General features: G+C 55.0%; 11 protein-coding genes. 5 read left to right on the top strand and 6 right to left on the bottom strand.

Annotated features, from left to right (window positions below):
- Positions 1 to 97 precede the first annotated feature (97 nt).
- From SV7mr_RS24060 to SV7mr_RS24040, 6 genes are all read right to left on the bottom strand, one after another.
- A complete protein-coding gene (locus tag SV7mr_RS24060; RefSeq protein ID WP_145277473.1) occupies positions 98 to 1,516 on the bottom strand; it encodes a hypothetical protein in 1,419 nt (472 codons plus the stop codon).
- Between the two features lie 8 nt (positions 1,517 to 1,524).
- Positions 1,525 to 1,995 carry a hypothetical protein gene (locus SV7mr_RS25845; protein WP_419187868.1) on the bottom strand — a complete coding sequence of 157 codons (471 nt, stop codon included), beginning with the start codon at positions 1,993 to 1,995 and terminating at the stop codon, positions 1,525 to 1,527.
- Positions 1,996 to 2,005: 10 nt separating this feature from the next.
- Positions 2,006 to 2,578 (bottom strand): DUF2585 family protein, encoded by a 573-nt coding sequence (locus SV7mr_RS24055; protein ID WP_419187867.1) that lies wholly within the window; start codon positions 2,576 to 2,578, stop codon positions 2,006 to 2,008.
- Between the two features lie 59 nt (positions 2,579 to 2,637).
- Complete coding sequence (locus tag SV7mr_RS24050) at positions 2,638 to 4,227, bottom strand: DUF1552 domain-containing protein (protein WP_145277471.1); 1,590 nt, start codon at positions 4,225 to 4,227, stop codon at positions 2,638 to 2,640.
- Complete coding sequence (locus tag SV7mr_RS24045) at positions 4,224 to 6,227, bottom strand: DUF1592 domain-containing protein (protein ID WP_419187866.1); 2,004 nt, start codon at positions 6,225 to 6,227, stop codon at positions 4,224 to 4,226. The genes SV7mr_RS24050 and SV7mr_RS24045 overlap by 4 nt, the downstream gene beginning before the upstream one ends.
- Before the next feature lie 360 nt (positions 6,228 to 6,587).
- Positions 6,588 to 7,706, bottom strand: a complete 1,119-nt coding sequence (locus SV7mr_RS24040) for an OmpP1/FadL family transporter (protein ID WP_419187865.1) — start codon at positions 7,704 to 7,706, stop codon at positions 6,588 to 6,590.
- 51 nt (positions 7,707 to 7,757) lie between these two features.
- Between SV7mr_RS24040 and SV7mr_RS25840 the strand changes: the two genes are divergently transcribed.
- The 5 genes from SV7mr_RS25840 (at position 7,758) to SV7mr_RS24020 (ending at position 16,737) form a co-directional block, all read left to right on the top strand.
- On the top strand, positions 7,758 to 8,000 hold the full coding sequence (locus tag SV7mr_RS25840) for a hypothetical protein (RefSeq protein ID WP_419187864.1): 243 nt from the start codon (positions 7,758 to 7,760) through the stop codon (positions 7,998 to 8,000).
- Positions 8,001 to 8,522: 522 nt separating this feature from the next.
- Positions 8,523 to 9,809 carry a DUF1552 domain-containing protein gene (locus tag SV7mr_RS24035; protein WP_145277464.1) on the top strand — a complete coding sequence of 429 codons (1,287 nt, stop codon included), beginning with the start codon at positions 8,523 to 8,525 and terminating at the stop codon, positions 9,807 to 9,809.
- Positions 9,796 to 12,393, top strand: coding sequence for a DUF1592 domain-containing protein (locus tag SV7mr_RS24030; RefSeq protein ID WP_419187863.1), 2,598 nt, complete (start codon positions 9,796 to 9,798; stop codon positions 12,391 to 12,393). Before SV7mr_RS24035 ends, SV7mr_RS24030 begins: the two co-directional genes overlap by 14 nt.
- A gap of 141 nt (positions 12,394 to 12,534) precedes the next feature.
- Positions 12,535 to 14,169 carry a sialate O-acetylesterase gene (locus tag SV7mr_RS24025; RefSeq protein ID WP_419187862.1) on the top strand — a complete coding sequence of 545 codons (1,635 nt, stop codon included), beginning with the start codon at positions 12,535 to 12,537 and terminating at the stop codon, positions 14,167 to 14,169.
- A gap of 138 nt (positions 14,170 to 14,307) precedes the next feature.
- A complete protein-coding gene (locus tag SV7mr_RS24020) occupies positions 14,308 to 16,737 on the top strand; it encodes a DUF6288 domain-containing protein (RefSeq protein WP_145277458.1) in 2,430 nt (809 codons plus the stop codon).
- The last annotated feature ends 88 nt before the right edge of the window (positions 16,738 to 16,825 follow it).

Raw genomic sequence — 16,825 nt, 5'->3', positions numbered from 1 at the left:
GTCGTCGGAGTTGGATTCAAAGTGCGGCGCAGCTGCGAGGCAGCGTCTGATGGCCGAGTGGTTGATAATCGTCTGAAGCGAGTGCGTGTGGCACCTTTTATGGAAGTCGCTTTGCAGTGAAGGTGATTTCATACTTGCGGCCTGGATCGCATCGCTTGGGATTTGGGATCAGGACAAAGTCATCGGTGATGACCGGTTTTAAGTCCGCGCCAGAGAGAACGTTCACATCGCCAATGCGATGAGGCAGCAGTTCCACGATGGGACGCCAGCCGCGCTGGGCACCGTTGGTGTTGATGGGTTCAAAGGATTTTTCGCCGCGATTGGGGATGATTGTCAATGTGTATGTGTCGCCTTCGATTGTGAGTGTTTGATCGAAGGCCTTGCTGCGATCGGCCATCGTGGCTGACCAACCCGGATCACCGTAAAAGGCGACCGTGTCTCGGTCCCATAGTAATCCAGCAGCATCTTGTGACGTAAGCGATTGTTGGCGTCCGTCAGCATTGGGAGTTGCTCGAACCATTTGCCGTGATCCTACCACTAGCTTTGTATCGACGGCATCATCGAAGTAGGTGTCCAGGCGATGAATCAGTGCATGATGATTGGCATGGAAGGCTTCGTTCATTGAATAGCGCCCTGGCTGCTCAACGAAGTAATCCAGCACGCCCCAGCCGCCATACCCGTACCAAGTCACCACCGTGTAGCCAATCATTTGTTTGACGCCAACACGGTTCATCCAGGCCAGCGCCATCGCATCGGGGCCATCGATGTGTCCCATCAAGCAGTTGCCGATCGGCAGGTAGACTTTGGGATTCGTCGATTCGATCTCAAAGCGATCGCCCGTGGTGGGCTTACCGAACATTAAGCCGTCTTTGGATTGGAAGTAGCCGTTCCTGTAACTGAAGCCGATTTGCCAGTTTCGCTCCGTCGCGTGGCCAGAGGTGACGAACAGGTCAGTGGATTGCGAGGTCAGAGTTTCAGCAAGCGCTGCGGTGGTGTCGGCTGGTCCACGCTCTTCCTGGCGGACACCGTCCTTTTGCCGGCTGACTTTTTTGTGCTTCACCAGTTCGTCATACCAAACGCCCTGGTTGCACATTTCCAATGCGACTTCGGTTCCTGAGGAAACGTTGTTGATTGTCAGCGGCACCTGGTGCCTGGCAATTCGCAACGCGTTGGCGGCATCGTACCCCGTCAGAATCCCCCACTGCGTGTCAGTGTATGGATCATCGTCAAACGTTCGCGTCAGCGTGTGCACAGCAGCGACGAACGCTCGGTTGGCTTCAGTCGGTGTGGCGACAAAGCAGGTCTTTCGCGGGTGCTGTTTTCGTAGCGTGCCCAACGCCTCAGTGACATCATCAGTGTAGGGATGAATCTCGGCATCGGGATACTTTTCCACTAACGCGTCAACAACCGACTTCCACTGCGGGTCGGAGTGCGTTGCTTGGGAAACCACGATGGCATAGTCCGCCGTCGCCACGAAAGGCGTAAGCAGAAGGAGTGAGACGACGGCGAATCTCATGCGAAGGCCTAGCTGGAGAGTTCGATTGCCGCGAACTGGCAATCGGAAGGGCATCGGTCAAAGCCACACTGGCACGGGGGCAATTGTACACACAATCGACTTTCAACAAGACGCCCGTTGAAGGCTACGAGATCCGGCAGAGCCTGGCAACCTTCGGCAGACAGCTGGACAGCAACGATCTGGGCAAAGCAGGCCGTTTCGCAGAGGCCCGATCGAGGGTTGGGAATAATGCTGATTCCATGAGCCTTGATCGTCATCCGCACGTCGAAGGCGATGGGAGTGGATTCACTTTGCTGTGGAAAGACAAGTCGGCGGCGGCGTTCAGCTGTCGGTGCACGGTTCCCGTGGGTGCGTTGGCACAGTGGGGAGTCCCAGGTGACGGTGATTCGCTTTGTCTTGTCGTTCCAGTTCTGCCGTTCTTCAAGGAAAATGATCCCAAGTCTTGTCTCCGCGTCGCTAGAGGGGAACGATTGAGTCATCGATGGGACGTTAGGGAGACTGCCACTGGCGAATCACATCATTGGGATAGACTAACATAATGATGTTCAGCAAGAGACTGTCCCGGATCCAGATCAAACTGATGGTTTCCAAGGTCACAAAGAGGGTCAGTGACCACTTCCAGCCAAGTTTGTCGGCGACGAACAGTCCCAGCAAGCACATGAGGTAATCACTCAATGAGTTGCTAATGCTATCGCCAAAGTAATCCAGTGAGATGGTGGCTTCGCGATAGCGATTGATGATCAGCGGCGTGTTCTCCAGAACTTCCCATCCAGCCTCGATCGCTGCAACAATAACGGCCTTCCAGCCGAACGAAAGACGCCCTTTGCTGATCAGGCCAAGCAAGAGAAACAGCCCGATGCCGTGTTGGATGTGTGATAGAGAGTAAGCATCCAACAAGTGCTGAGAGTTATGCGGGGACCAGATGTCTAGCGACCAAGGCAATGGATCTCCCTGAGGGCACCACCCGTTTCGTCCCATCAACGCCAAAGCCACGGTCATGGCAACCGGGACAATGTACAGCAAACGAGTCAAGCGTTTGTCCGTTACGGATTGATCCTTCAAGGTTTGCTGGCTCCATGTGATGCACCGGTGTGATGCCGGAAGTGGCTTTACGAGCGGGGCTACTTTTGATATTCCAGGCCTGTGATGACTTTCCTGCCTTGGTGGGTTCCCCAGGTTCCCTTGATTTCGACGACCCGTCCTACCTTGGCATCAAAGACCAGTCGGTGAATCACCATAAAGGGGACGCGAATCTCCAGTTTTGATTTGTCTGACAGAAGCAGGTAATAGGCATTGGTGTCGTTGATGTCATCGCTAACGGTCAGCAGTCCGCGCACCAGCACCGTTTTGCCGTCGTCGCTGGAGACCTGCCATGATCCATCATCGACAACTGACATCGGGAAGCCCGCTGGCTTTTCGATCCCTTCCAGTGTTCCGGTGCTTTCACCGACCTTGTCCCGTTCGACGCCCATCAGATTGGTTAGCGTCAATAGCAGGTTGGGAAACGGCGTCGGTTCTGGATAGCGAACATGGCGTCCGGTGCTAATCGTGCCGCCGCCTTTGCCGGCCAGAATCACTGGGATGTCTGTCAGCGTGTGATAGTCTCCGTGTTTGATCCCGGACATGAACAAGACGATCGAGTTGTCCAGGATGTTGCCCTGCCCTTCTGGATAGCCTTTGAGTTTCTCGACCAGATAGGCGAACTGAGCGGTGTGCCACTGGTTGACTTTATTGAACGATGGCAAGATGCCTCGGTTGCGAACGTAATGCGACATGTAGTGCATTTCCTCGTTCAAGCCCAGGAAGCTGTATGTGCAGCGACTGTTGGTGTTGGCCATCATCAGGCTGGAAACACGCGTGCTGTCGGTCCAGAAGCTCAGCGCGATCAAGTCCAGCATCGCTTTGATCTTACCGGGAAGCTCGGCCTCAATCGTAAAATCATCAAGCTGCCTGATTTTGTCGTCACGTGTCTTGTCCGATCCTCCATCGAAGGAGTCGAGCTGTTTTTCGAGATCTCGAATGGAATCAAAGTACCGCGAGAGGACTTCGCGGTCATCGGTGCTCGCTTTTCGCAACACATCGCCAGAACTCTCGCGAACCGAGTCCAACACGCTCCGGGTTCGTTCTCGGTACGGCCGGGAGTTCATCCCACGAAAAAGCTTGTCAAACACCAGTCCAGGGTCTCTGTCCGGCGCGATCGGTGTTCCCTGTTCGTCGTGTGACAGGTAGTTGATCCAGGGATGTGCTCTCCACAGCGAGTCCGCCGTCATTTGCAGCGACTTGATCGGCGTTTCGTTTCCAATTTGATCCGCAACGATTTGGTCAATGCTGTGGTAGCTCTTGCGCTGCCGATCGGGCAGTGCGCCGGTCGTGCTTAGCGAGGGAGCGACGAGGTGACCACCGTTGTTGTTGCCAAAGATGTGATCCAGGTTACGAAGGATCAGAATGTCATCCTTGACGTTTGCCAAAGGCTGCAACAAGCTGGAGAGTTCGAACTCGGTCTCCGTTCCACTGGGGATGTCCCAAGCATGCGGAAACACGCCGCATCCTTTGTACAGGACACAGAGTCGTTTGGCTGCGGCTTGTTCTTTCGCACGAGCCGCTGGCGAAGCGATTGCAGGCGACATGATGTCCAGCAGCGGCAGACCGATCGCAGCGGCTGTCCCACGCAGAAGATGACGTCGGGAAATTTGATAGGCGTTCTTGGTCATCGTTCTTTGTCCTGTCTTGATTGAAACTGCGGCGAGGCAATGATCTCCCGGATCACAGCACCACTCTTGAAGTCCGCCTCGACAACACGTTCATAGAGATGGTCCACCGTGACCCGGTCGTAGGGCTTTAGCGAGCGACCAATGGCATAGGAGAGCAATCGGCGAATGAAGTTGCGAACGATCTGCTCTTGATAGATTTCCAGCAACTGCAATTTCAGTTCGCGTGGCGAAGAAAACTCATTGCCGCCCGGTAGCACTCCCGTGCTGACCACCGGTTGTTGATCACGATACTCTGTCCGCCAGCGACCTGTTGGATCGAAGTTTTCTAGGCCGATGCCAAGCGGGTCAATCGTTTTGTGGCAAACCATGCAGCTCTCCATTTCCGTATGGGCTTTCAGGATCTCCAGCTTGCTGGGGTTTGCCTTTGGTAAGGAGCCGATCGCTTGGTCGATCGGAGGAACGTTCTCTGGCGCTTCTAATTTGTTGCCAAGGATTTTGTCAAGCAACCAAACGCCTCGGCGTACCGGGCTGGTACGTGCAGGCGCTGATGTTAGTCGCATGACAGCGGCAGATGTGATCACTCCGCCGTAGCGATCGCCCGTCACCGTCTGCAGGGTTGGTGGGTCATAAATGGATTCGATTCCGCGCCGCTGGGCTCCCGTTAAACGGCGATGAGCGAGTACATCGGCCATGCCCTGGTCAAACGGTTGACGCGATTTGAACTGGTCTTTGCCATACTGGCCCATGTTGTAGCGACTGATGTACGTCCAGTCCGAGTCCACGATGTCGAGCACGCTCCGGTTGGACCGAAACAGTTCGTCAAAGAAATACAGCATCTCGTCGTACTGAGCTCGGCTGGTGGTCGAGATGCCGTTGCTGCCTGACTGGGAATCGTTGATCAGTTCATCAAACTCGATCCACTGGGCGGCGAAACGTTCGGAAAGCGCGATGCGGCGTGGGTGATTGAGTAGCCGAACAATCTGTTGCTCAAGCACCGCGGGTGAACGAAGTGTGCCAGCATCCGCAGCGTCCAGCAACTGATCGTCAGGCGTAGAGCTGGTCAGAAAGTAAGCCAGCCGCGTTGCGAATTCATGGTCGCCGATTTCGTAAGGCGTTGATTTGGCTTCGTTTGATTCAAGTCGATAGTAGAATTCCGGCAGCAGTAATCCCGTGCGCATCATTGCCTTCAGGGCAGACTGCTGTTCAGTGCCCGCTGCGATGGCTTGAGTGTAAACAGCCATCGCCTGTTTGACATGTTCGTCAGTCGCTTGTCCGCGGAGGGCACGATGGAGGAAGTGCTTGGCAATCTGGCGCAGTTGCTGGTCGGAAAGTTGATCTGGCAGGCGATCGAGTCCAAACAGTCGTTGCAACGAATCGCCGTCTTCCTTGACCCTGGACAATGCAAAGTCAATGCACCTGATGTATTGCTGAATCGCAAAGGGCTGTGATGCGAGAGCATGAGCATCGTTGACGAAACCGCTTTCCCCAGGAACTTCAAGCGGCAGGATCTTTTCGACGAAGCTCTTTTCCACATTGACGCTGGTCAAGATGTTGTAGTCCGCACGAAGTTGGACGCCCAGTAAATCCTCGACCGTGTTGATGAACTCATAATGAGTGAGCCGGCGCAGCGGCGTGGGCCCAATATGAGGCTGACCATTCTTTAGAACGAATTGGCGATGAAACCAATCTTGGACGAGTTTCCGTTCATTCTCAGACAGCGGGTCTTCACCCTCGGGCGGCATCCGCTGGTCCAGGATTGCTGCTTCAATCTTGACCCACTTTTCTACCAGCTGATGGTTGTTGACGTCCAATGCAGTGGTTTGCTCGAGGAGCGATTCCAAGTCAATGCCAGCCTCCGCTTCATCGCCCGTATGGCAATCCAGACAGCGCTGGGAGATCAATTCAACGGGCGCCTCCCCGTGCGTTTCTGAAAGGCACTGAGCGAGGATGAGAATCGTTAAACCGGCGACCAGTCGCCTCGCATGTCGATGGATTTGCATGGTGAGCATTGACCCGGGCCGGACGAGGCCGGACCGGCCAAATGAGAGTATCGAGTGGTTGGTTCAGCTGGGTTCTGAGGACTCTGCCGCAGCTGGAAACTACCAGGCGGCAACAAGCATGGCGGGGCAGAACACTGAACGAAATGGTAGGCGGAGGGTCATTATAGTCGATCTGAACGATATCGTTCTCAATCGCTCCTTTGGCCCCCTGCTGGGAAGCCCACCCCCGGTCGAAATCAGCGTTGATGGCATGCAATGCGAGTGCTGTCGTTAAGCGATGACCCACAGACTGTCAGACGTCAACCGCTGGCAACGCAATGCGATCGGATGAAAGCGACGTGTTTGGCAACGAATCAACGGCTATCGCATTGATCCGCGGCAGAATTCAAAGGTCAGGCCGCCGCCCACCCAGTACGAGGCAAGCGACGTCGTCGTGTCACCAAACGTCTGCGAGTCCTCGAACATTCCTCCAGCATTCATGTCAAAGTGCACGCCAGGAAGTACGTGGCGAACCCCAATGCCACCACTGATCCGATGCTCATTGAACGCTGGAAAGAGTGATTGAACGTACTGAATGTGCTCAGCACCGCCCGGTGGGGCGACTCCGCCACCGGAACCCGGCACAATGTCCCGCATCGCATTTTCAGCCCAGGCATAGCCGAGTCGCAAGCGAAGTCGATCGGTGCATGAATACTGTGCACCAAGCTGGATGCCCCACTGATCTTCGTAAAAGGCTCTCAGCAGAGACGTCTCAGAATACACTAAATAGGTTGCGTCGATGGCCAACAACAGCTTGCCATTCATCAGCGAGCTATCGGCCAGACCAAAACCAAACGTCTCTGGTCGGTCGAGCGAGACGTCCTGAAACCCGCCACCGAAGTTTACGAGGTTGTTGAAGGTGTAACCGACCTTGGTTTTCCAGTAGAAACCGACGGTCGTCTCTGGCATCACGTCATAAGTGACGCCCAATGATCCACGCAGTCCATAATCGTACGACGCACCCGTCGATCCGACGAAGGGACCTGCAAGTGTTGTGTTCGACAGAATGATCGATGCTCCAGCGCTGAGCCGATCCGTTACGTCCACAGCAGCACTGCTGATAATGTCCAGTGCCAAAATACTGGCATAGGTCCCGTTAGATTCGGGGACATGCCTAAAGTCAGATCCCGCCCCGGCCCCAGCGACCAGGGCAACACCCAACGTTGCCGGTAAGCCGAGCTCGCCAAGTTCTCGCGTCCACCCGATGTTGCCAGCTGCAACTCCCTGGGCTTCGGATTTGTTTTGCGGAAAAGGGGTCACGCCAAACAGCGGATGGTTCCCTGCGTTGGCCACATTGAATGTTGGTTCGATCCAGGTCCCACTGAAGGAGAACTTTGTGCCGTGGTGTTGTCGCAGAGCTGCGGGATTACCGTTGATCGCCGAGGTGATGTCCAAAGGGCGAGCGATACTGGTCCCCGCCATCCCGCCCGAGACGGGCATTGCGGTATTTAGCAATTCAATGCCAAACCCCTGTGCGTGAACAGGAGTCGAATGCGCGCCTACCAGCAAAAGGCAGCCAAGCAGGCAGAGAATCGTCGACAACGGCTTGAACATGTTTCGCCCTGGGATGCGTCTGAACGTTGGGAAGCGTCGCCACGCGCAGAACTCGCGCAGCAGTTGCTTGACGCAGCATCGTCACAATCGAACCTGAATCATTGCTTTGATCGGTTTGCCGCGAATAACCGCTTGAATGCGGAAGGTTTGGCGGCTTTTGGTAACCGTCGCAGTCCCTAAAGCTTGCCAGGCCAGCTCGGCTCGCATTCCGCGAACGCCGAAGGTGTTTCACACCCAGGGACAGCGGCCAAACACAGCCGTTGCCACGGTCGCGGGATTGAGTTCGCAGGTTGCCGTGCTTGCACGCACCAATGCCTCAGAAACAAGGCGATTGCAGGTGATTTGTCGGTGCAAGCACGTACCCCACGGACTGCCTGCCGAAGTTCGGCACGAGCTTGCTGGGAAGTTTGATTTTAACGATCAGAGGCCTGCGACCTCGACGTTTGGGCTTTCTGGGGCTCTCCAGAAGACGATTGTGTTTGATCGCGCCAAACCGATCGAGTCATTCCGGTTCGAAGCGGTCCTCGTTCGATCTTTTTGTCTGCTCAATTGAAACACGTTCATCGTGTGAAGGGAGGGCTGTGTGTACAATGGGAGCTGACTTGGGTGCTGAATCGAAGTCATCAACACTGTCCTCCGCCCCACCCTCGTTTGTCCCACCTTGGCCGCTCTGCCGCCAGCTACATCTTCTTTTGGATCATCATGAAACCAGATCGCAAAAATCGGCGCTTCCTGTTGAAGTCGGGCGGCTTGACGCTGACACTGCCAGCGCTGCAATCGGCTCCCTCGGCAATGGCTGGGGAGGTGGGCAAGGCAACCGGTCATGAATCATCCGAGGGAACCGCGAAGCGCCTGATCTGTGTGGGTTCCAACCTGGGCCTTTATCGTCAAGCGTTTTATCCCAAGCAAACGGGGCACCAGTACGAAACGACCACGTTGCTGAAACCGCTCGAGCAACATCGGAAAGACTTCACCGTGTTTTCAGGGTTCGATCATCGTGCGGCAAATGGGCATCGCAACTGGGACAATTATCTTTGCGGTCAACGCGTCGGGGATGTCACGTTGGATCAGATTGCTGCGGAGACGATTGGAACGTCGACGCGTTTCGAATCACTTCAGCTTTGCGCCGGAGGCATCCCAAGTATACAGCGGATGGTTTACACGCGAGGGGGCGTTCCCCTGCCGATGATCAATCGGCCAAGCGTGGTCTATCGAAAACTCTTCGCCACTGCCGATGATCGTGAGCGAAGTGAATACCTTCTCAAAAGTGGTCGCAGCGCGCTGGACTTGGTGCAAGAAGACGCCAAGCAACTGGCGCGAGCGGTGGGGAAAGACGACAAGCAGAAGCTCTCGGAATACTTCACGTCACTGCGAGAACTTGAGCAACGGATGAGTCGACAGTTAAACCACTTGGCCGATGAGACCGTGGAGGTCGATTACGAGCTGCCCGCTTATGACCCAGTGGCGCCAACGCTGATGCTGGAGTGCGAGCAAATCATGTTTGACTTGATGGCGTTGGCTTTGCAAACCGATGCAACCCGCGTCGCGACTCTGTTCATTGCCGGGTTGGGTCAGGTCTTTACGATTGACGGACAGACGGTTCGCGCCGGTTATCACGCGTTGTCGCATCATGGCAACGATGCTGATTTGATTCGCGATTTAGTCCGCGTCGAGACCGAGCACATGAGGTGTCTGGCCAGATTTATCTCGCAACTGAAAGAAAAGACGGATGCGGACGGCCAGCCTTTGTTAGACACAACTGTGGTGATGTTTGGGACCGGGATGGGTGATGCCAGTCGGCACTCCAACCGTGACCTTCCGACGATTGTCGCAGGCGGTGGATTGAAGCACGGCCAGCATCTGGCGGCCGACCCCAAGGATGCGCGTGGACAGCAACTTGGCGACGTGTTTGTTTCTATCCTCAAGCAACTCGGTTCCCCTGTCGATTCCTTCTCTGAAACCAAGCGAGGGATCGATGCTTGGTCGTAAGGGTGTTTTTGTTCTGATCGCCACCGTGATGTTTTGGTCGTCGGTTCAGTGCTGGGCTGAAGGAAAAGGTAAGCGGGACGCAAGGGCGGTGCTGCAGGAGTTCTGCATGGATTGCCATGATCGCTCGGCAGCTGAAGGCGATTTTGTTCTTCCGCTGGAGGCTTCATCCTGGAACCAGCCTGACGCCGTCAAGTCGCTGGAGCTGGTTCATACCATGATCGAAAAGAAGATCATGCCACCGGTGGACATGGATCAACCCAGCGAGGCTGATCGCCGCGTTGTTTTGGATTGGTTAGATAAAACGCTGATCGACAACAGTCCGCTCGGCGGCACTCCGCTCCGTCGTTTAAGCGGTCGCGAGTACGCCAACACGGTTTCCCAAATCTTCGGGTTAACGGATTACTCGCTGCCCGCTGGATTTCCTCCAGACAATCAACAACATGGCTTTGACAACCAAGGCGAGGCCTTGGTGATTGCTGCCTCGCACTTGGAATCCATGGCGGATGCAGCAACGCAGATCGCTGATCAGTTTTTCCCGCCCCCGCGAAAAACGGTGTCAATCAAGACCTTTGATGTCCCTGCGAAGGACCTTGTGATCAGCTATTCTTCAGCTTGCCTGATCGATGGGGCGATGCGACTTGCATCCTCGGGAACGAACGTGAACCGGCATGCGACTTGGCCGACGAAGTTTGAAGCTCCTGTCAGTGGACGCTACCGAATCGAAATCACGGCGTCTAGCTTCGATCCACGCAACGCATCGAAGCCTGTGCCAGCCTTGCTGGTCGAAGCGACTCAAATGACCGGCGACGAAGCGAAGCAAAGTTCACTGCGGATTAAGCCTGGACCGAAACAGACATTCGAATTTGAAATCGGTCTTGATGCTGGTGCGACGATTCGCATGCGTTATGCGAATGGCCCATTTGATTACGAAGACAAAGCGGCATATACCAAGTTCTTGGAAACGCTGTTGGTGCAAGAACCAGAGATCGCTGCGGCCTGGAAAAAACTCCGCTCTCCGGCACGTGGTGGAAGCGGTTGGGAGCGTCTGAAGGAAGTGATGGCGAGCAAGGACTTGGACGTGCCGCCGCTCCAGCCAGGCAGTGACGCCCTGAAGCAAGCCGTTAAATCCGTGTCCAGTAACGCGGTTTCAAGCGGTGAGACATTGGTCTATAAGTTTTTCGAAGAAGGCCCTTTCATCGCCATCGAGCGTCTTCGGATCACTGGCCCCATGGCTCAATACCAAGACCGTGATCAGCAGCGATTGGCTAGAAAGAGAGAGCAGTTTGTTGGCGAACTCGCTGACCGCTTCGACCAAGCCGCTTTGCAACGCTTTCTGGCGAAATTTCTGCGTTCAACGTTTCGACGCGCTCCGACGCAAGCTGAAATCGATCGGTACACAAAACTGGTCCAAAGAGAGCATCAAAAAACAGGGTCGCTCGATGATGGCTTGCACCTGGCAGTCCGCACAGCGCTGATTTCGCCCGCGTTTCTGTATCGCAGTATCGGTCCGGGACAGCTCTCTGATCATGAACTTGCGAGCAGGCTGTCGTATTTCTTAACCTCAGCACCGCCTGATGAAACGCTGTTGAAGCTGGCCGAATCAGGACGCCTTTCAAGCTCAGGCGAGCTGGAAAAACAGACCCGTCGCCTACTGAAGAACTCCAACACCTTTGCTGAGGATTTTACGAGTCAGTGGCTTGGCCTCGATGCGGTTGATCGTTTGATGCCGGACGCGCGGTTGATCCGTTTGTTTAGCAATGACCATCGCCAGGGCATGCGCAAAGAAGTCGTGATGACGTTTCAGCATGTGTTGGATAGAAACCAAAGCGTCACCCAACTGATTGCTCCTGATTTTGTCTTCACCAATGAAGCCGTGGGGCGAGAAATCTACGACCTGCCAAGCTTTAAGGCGACAGCCAAAAAGGGAAAGCAGAAAACCAGCAAGGCGATGAAGCAGGTTGCTGTTGATCCTGAAGGACGAGTCGGCGGATTGTTATCGATGCCAGCGATCATGATGGCGACGGCCAATGGGGTTGATACCCAGCCGGTGCTTCGTGGCGTCTGGTTGCTAGAGAACATTCTGGGATCGCCGCCGCCGGAGCCACCGAAGGCCGTTCCAGCGCTTACCCCTGATACGGCAGGTGCGACATCGCCAAAGGCAAGACTGGCTGCACACATGGCTGAGCCATCCTGTGCCGCCTGCCATCGGGAAATCGATCCGCTCGGGTTTGTACTCGAGAACTTTGACCCCATCGGTCGTTGGAGAGAGACCTATCCGGTCTATACCGAACAAGATGGCAAAAGCAAACGCGCCGACGGATTACCAATCGACGCAACCGGAACGCTGCCCTCGGGTGAGGACTTGCGTGATGTGACCGACTTGAAAAAATACCTCGTTGCCAAACCCACGCGATTTGCTGGCTGTTTGTCTGAGAAGTTAATGACCTACGCAACCGGTCGTTCGCTCAATTATCGCGAGAGACAGATCGTCTCAGGCATCGTGGTTGCCGCTGGCGAAAACGACCTCAAGTTTGCTGACCTGATCGTTGAACTGGTTGATAGCGAAGTCTTTCGTACGAAATAACGAAATACTCTGGCGCGTCACGCGATCGGTGAAGGTTGCGTGATCAGTTGATGGCTTGGGATTTAGGAAACGATTCCGTGTGACTGTGGTGGCGCTTGCGTGACTCAGAGAGACAACCCGATTTGGAGACAGGTGAAGACAATGCAGAAACTCTTGATGAGCTTGGTGGTGTTATCGCTGGTGTCCCTTTGGACCGGCATGCTGAATGCGGATGACGATCAGACGTTGCGAGTGTTTATCTTCGCCGGCCAATCCAACATGGAAGGCGCTGATTCGCATGTCAGTAAGGTGGCAAACTTTCCGCCCTTCCATGGTTTGGACGAAGAGCAAACCGATGTGCTCTACAGTTACAACATGGGCCGCAACGATGCGCATTTGTCCAACGGCTGGGTGAAGCTAAAGTCGGTGAATAACTGGGTCGGCCCTGAGCTAAGCTTTAGCCGCGAAATTCGTAAGCAGGTCAAGGCACCGATCGCCATCATTAAGTGTGCCGTGGGTGGAACCACCCTCGGTGAAGACTGGAATCCAGATCATCCCGGAGGGTTCAAGCTGTACCCCAAAGCCTTGAAACTGGTCAAGGACTCACTCGCAGAGCTCGACAAGCAGGGCGTTGACTATCGAATCGAAGGCTTGATGTGGCACCAAGGCGAAAACGATATGTTCAACGACGACTATCGAAAGGCCTATGGAGACAACCTAAGCCATTTCATCAAGTCTTGGCGTCGTGATCTTGGCGTCAAAGATCTGCGTTTCTATATCGGCGAATTGCATTGCAAATCGGTTTGGGGAATGGATAACCGTCAGCGGATGGATGAACTGAGCCAAGGTCAGAAGGCCGCTTGTGGGCGAGATGCACTGGTTCAGTACATTCCCAATAATCACAACGGCATGACGGTTAGCAATCGGACAGGACTGCATTATCACTTTGGGACCTTAGGCCAGTTGGGGCATGGCATGGGGTACGCCAAGGCTTATTTGGCCAACATTGGAAAAGACAGTCCGGGACGGCCTGCGCTGGTGGAATGGCCGTATCAAGAGAAGGCGAAAATCAAACTGTATGTTCTGGCCGGTCATCGCAACATGGAAGGTGAGCGGGCATTTATCCAGGAGATCAAGGGAGATGCACTGTTGCAAGACAACAAGGGCATTGCATTCAAGTACAGCATCGGTGGCGGCGTCAGTGTTTCCAATGGCTGGGAGGCCTTGGGGCCGACTGGCTTTTATGACACCTTTGGGCCGGAGCTTAGTTTTGCCCATCAAGTCAGCGTAAAAAGCGACAGCCCCATCGCGATTGCCAAGTTCACGCATAGTGGCAGCCAGATCTTGGATTGGACACCCCAGGGCTCTCTTGCCAAAGATCGCAACCTGTACAAAGCGTTTATCTCCTTTGTTGAGGGCAGTGTTGCAGAGTTGAAAGACAAAGGGCATGACGTTGAATTGGCAGGTGTCGTGTATCACATGGGTGAAAACGACATGTGCATTCATGGCTACAAGAAGAACGCTGTCAGTGGTCTGTCATCAATCATCACGCAATCTCGCCTGGACCTTCATTCGCCAAGCTTGCGGTGGTTGGTCAGTTTGCAACCGCCCTTCCCCAATGAAAACCTGAGCAAGATCGATGTTCCGTCGGAGTTGCGTGACTTGGCCGCAGGCGACGCTCATCTCAAGGCCTTGATCATCGGAAATGACTTGCCACTTGACCGAAACCTGTTGATGAACGCCAACGCGGTGAAGCGACTTGGCGAACTCCTGGCAACCGAAGCTCTGTCAAAGTGAATTCACGATGCTGGTCAGTGCCGACAAGGGCTGTTGCCAAGCATCGCTGAACCGACACCACGGCTCGGCTAGAGAAAAACGGGGCGCAAACGACACGATCCCCTCAGCAGTCCACCTCCATCTTGAAATGTTTGATTCATGACTCTTCATTACAAATCTCTCCATCGCGCTTTGGCCGTCGTTTGGCTTTTCACATGCCTCGCATTTGCCGACAGTGTTTCGGCTGCTGGCGGAGGACCCGACGCGGATCAACCCGACTTTACGCAAGGCGACAGCATCCCGTCTGGCTTTTCCCACGATTGGAACTTAGGCCCAACCGGTGCTCGCGGTTGGATCTACAGTCACCGACTGGAGACAAGTGCGGCCCGGCAAATCCGCATCACGAAAGTCGACTCGGGGTCTCCGGCCGATGGAGTTCTGCGCGTCGGCGATGTGATCCTTGGTCTCAGTGGAAAAGAATTTGAAGGCGACCCCCGTGTTCGTTTTGGCAAAGCGATATCGGAAGCTGAAACCAAAGCTGGGCAAGGACAGCTCAGCCTCCTTCGTTGGCGTGATGGAAACACCGAGAACGTGTTGTTGAAGATTCCTGTGCTGGGAAGTTACAGCGCAACGGCTCCTTGGGATTGCCCGAAATCGGAGCGTGTTCTTGAGCTTGGCGTGGCGTCGTTGGCCGATCGTGTGGCCAGTCCATCCTATCGTGCTGTTCCAATCACTCGATCGCTTAACGCGTTGGCTTTACTAGCCAGTGGCCAAAAGCAACACCTGCCGCTGATCAAGCGGGAAGCCGAGTGGGCCTCGAAGTTCACCACCAGCGGTTACAAGACTTGGCACTACGGTTATGTCATCCTGTTTCTTTCAGAATACGTGATGGCAACGGGTGATGAATCGGTGCTGCCTGGCTTGCGGCGGTTGTCAATGGAGGCGGCTCTTGGTCAAAGTGATGTCGGCTCCTGGGGGCATCGGTTTGTACAGAGCGACGGGCGACTTGGTGGTTATGGGATGATGAATGCACCGGGCCTTCCACTGACCATTGGCCTTGTGATGGCTCGCAAGGCTGGCATCAATGATCCAGAGGTCGCCGATGCCATTGAAAAGAGCGCCAAGCTGTTGCGGTTCTATTCCGGTAAAGGTGCGATTCCTTATGGCGACCATCATCCCTGGATTCAAACCCATGATGACAATGGGAAAAACGGCATGGCTGCAGTGTTGTTTGACTTGCTTGGTGAAGCCGAACACGCTGAATATTTCTCGCGCATGAGCGTCGCCTGTCATGGGCCGGAACGCGACTGCGGGCACACCGGGAACTTTTTCAATCTGCTGTGGGCGATGCCTGGCATCGCGCGGTCTGGTCATCATGCGACGGGGGCGTGGATGAATGAGTATGGCGGTTGGTACTTTGATCTGGCACGTCGCTGGGACGGCACGTTCATTCATCAAGGTCCTCCGCAATCACGGCCGGACAGCTATCGGGGCTGGGACTGTACGGGAGCCTTCTTGTTGGCCTACGCGACTCCCAGAGAGCAGCTTTACCTGACCGGTAAGGGAAAGCCAGTGATTGCTGAAGTCGACTCCGACACCGCATGGTCTCTGGTCGCTGATGGTCGCGGCTGGAGCAATAATGATCGCAATCGTTTCTACGATTCACTGACCACCGTGCAACTGTTGGAACGCTTGTCCAATTGGTCTCCAACCGTTCGTCAACGGGCGGCCGAAGCTCTGGGGCGTCGAAAAGAGGACGTGTCCGAGTCGCTAGTGGCCTTGCTTGAATCGCCAGACCTGTCTTCTCGCTATGGTGCATGTCAGGCGCTGCAGCTGCAACGGGGACGAGGTGTTGCGGCGGTTCCAGCCTTGGTCAAGACCTTGCAAGCCGACGATCTATGGCTTCGCGTCTTAGCCGCAGACGCGCTTGCCGGAATCGGACAGCCTGCGAAGCCAGCGATTCCGATCATGCTGCAGCGTTTGGCTCGCAGCGCATCGCCGCAAGATCCTCGCAACATGGAACAGCGTTACCTGTCCTTTGCTCTGTTTAATACACGGGGCGGATTGCTTGGCCGCTCGCTTGATGGTGTTGATCGTCAGTTGTTGCTTCACGCCGTGCGAGCTGGACTTTTGAATGAAGATGGTCGTGCGCGAGGGAGTTTCAGTTCCGTTTATGACAACCTTCGTTTCGATGAACTGCAGCCGCTTCTTCCGTCAATCCACAAGGCGATTGTCGAACCTGCTCCCAGCGGGATCATGTTCGCCGATGGCATTCAAAATGCCGGCTTAAAGCTGTTCGCGCAGCATCGGATTGACGAGGGCATCGAGCTGTTGGCCGACTACGCACGAACACAAAAGAAGCACGGCAGCCAGAAACGCATCGTGCAGGTCATGAAGATGCTTGAGAGCTACGGTGCGCATGCCCAGCGGGTGATTCCTCAGCTTGAGGCGACGGCGAATTATTTCGAGCATGAGGAAACGGACTTCCCCAAGAATCTGAGCCGCGACAAGGCCAACGTTGTTCGGCAGACGATCAAGAACCTGCAAGGGGCAACGGAGCGACCGGCACTGAAAACCTTGGGCCTGTGAATGACGTGCTTCGCAAGGTGTGCACCGGCGGGCAACCTTGATTGAGCTGAAGGCCAAGGGATGTCGAGGCGTGATACCGACCAACGCG

It is taken from the genome of Stieleria bergensis (assembly GCA_007745635.1).
Taxonomy (GTDB): domain Bacteria; phylum Planctomycetota; class Planctomycetia; order Pirellulales; family Pirellulaceae; genus Stieleria; species Stieleria bergensis.
Note: the sequence above shows the minus strand (reverse complement) of the source record. Positions and strands in the feature narration are given on the sequence as shown.

Bases quoted from the DNA above. Each gene is read 5' to 3' on its own strand.
- SV7mr_RS24035 (WP_145277464.1), top strand. From the start codon at position 8,523: ATGAAACCAGATCGCAAAAATCGGCGCTTCCTGTTGAAGTCGGGCGGC.
- SV7mr_RS24020 (WP_145277458.1), top strand. From the start codon at position 14,308: ATGACTCTTCATTACAAATCTCTCCATCGCGCTTTGGCCGTCGTTTGG.
- SV7mr_RS24040 (WP_419187865.1), bottom strand. From the start codon at position 7,706: ATGCCCGTCTCGGGCGGGATGGCGGGGACCAGTATCGCTCGCCCTTTG.
- SV7mr_RS24030 (WP_419187863.1), top strand. From the start codon at position 9,796: ATGCTTGGTCGTAAGGGTGTTTTTGTTCTGATCGCCACCGTGATGTTT.
- SV7mr_RS25845 (WP_419187868.1), bottom strand. From the start codon at position 1,995: ATGACTCAATCGTTCCCCTCTAGCGACGCGGAGACAAGACTTGGGATC.
- SV7mr_RS24060 (WP_145277473.1), bottom strand. From the start codon at position 1,516: ATGAGATTCGCCGTCGTCTCACTCCTTCTGCTTACGCCTTTCGTGGCG.
- SV7mr_RS25840 (WP_419187864.1), top strand. From the start codon at position 7,758: ATGCGCGCCTACCAGCAAAAGGCAGCCAAGCAGGCAGAGAATCGTCGA.
- SV7mr_RS24045 (WP_419187866.1), bottom strand. From the start codon at position 6,227: ATGCAAATCCATCGACATGCGAGGCGACTGGTCGCCGGTTTAACGATT.
- SV7mr_RS24050 (WP_145277471.1), bottom strand. From the start codon at position 4,227: ATGACCAAGAACGCCTATCAAATTTCCCGACGTCATCTTCTGCGTGGG.
- SV7mr_RS24025 (WP_419187862.1), top strand. From the start codon at position 12,535: ATGCAGAAACTCTTGATGAGCTTGGTGGTGTTATCGCTGGTGTCCCTT.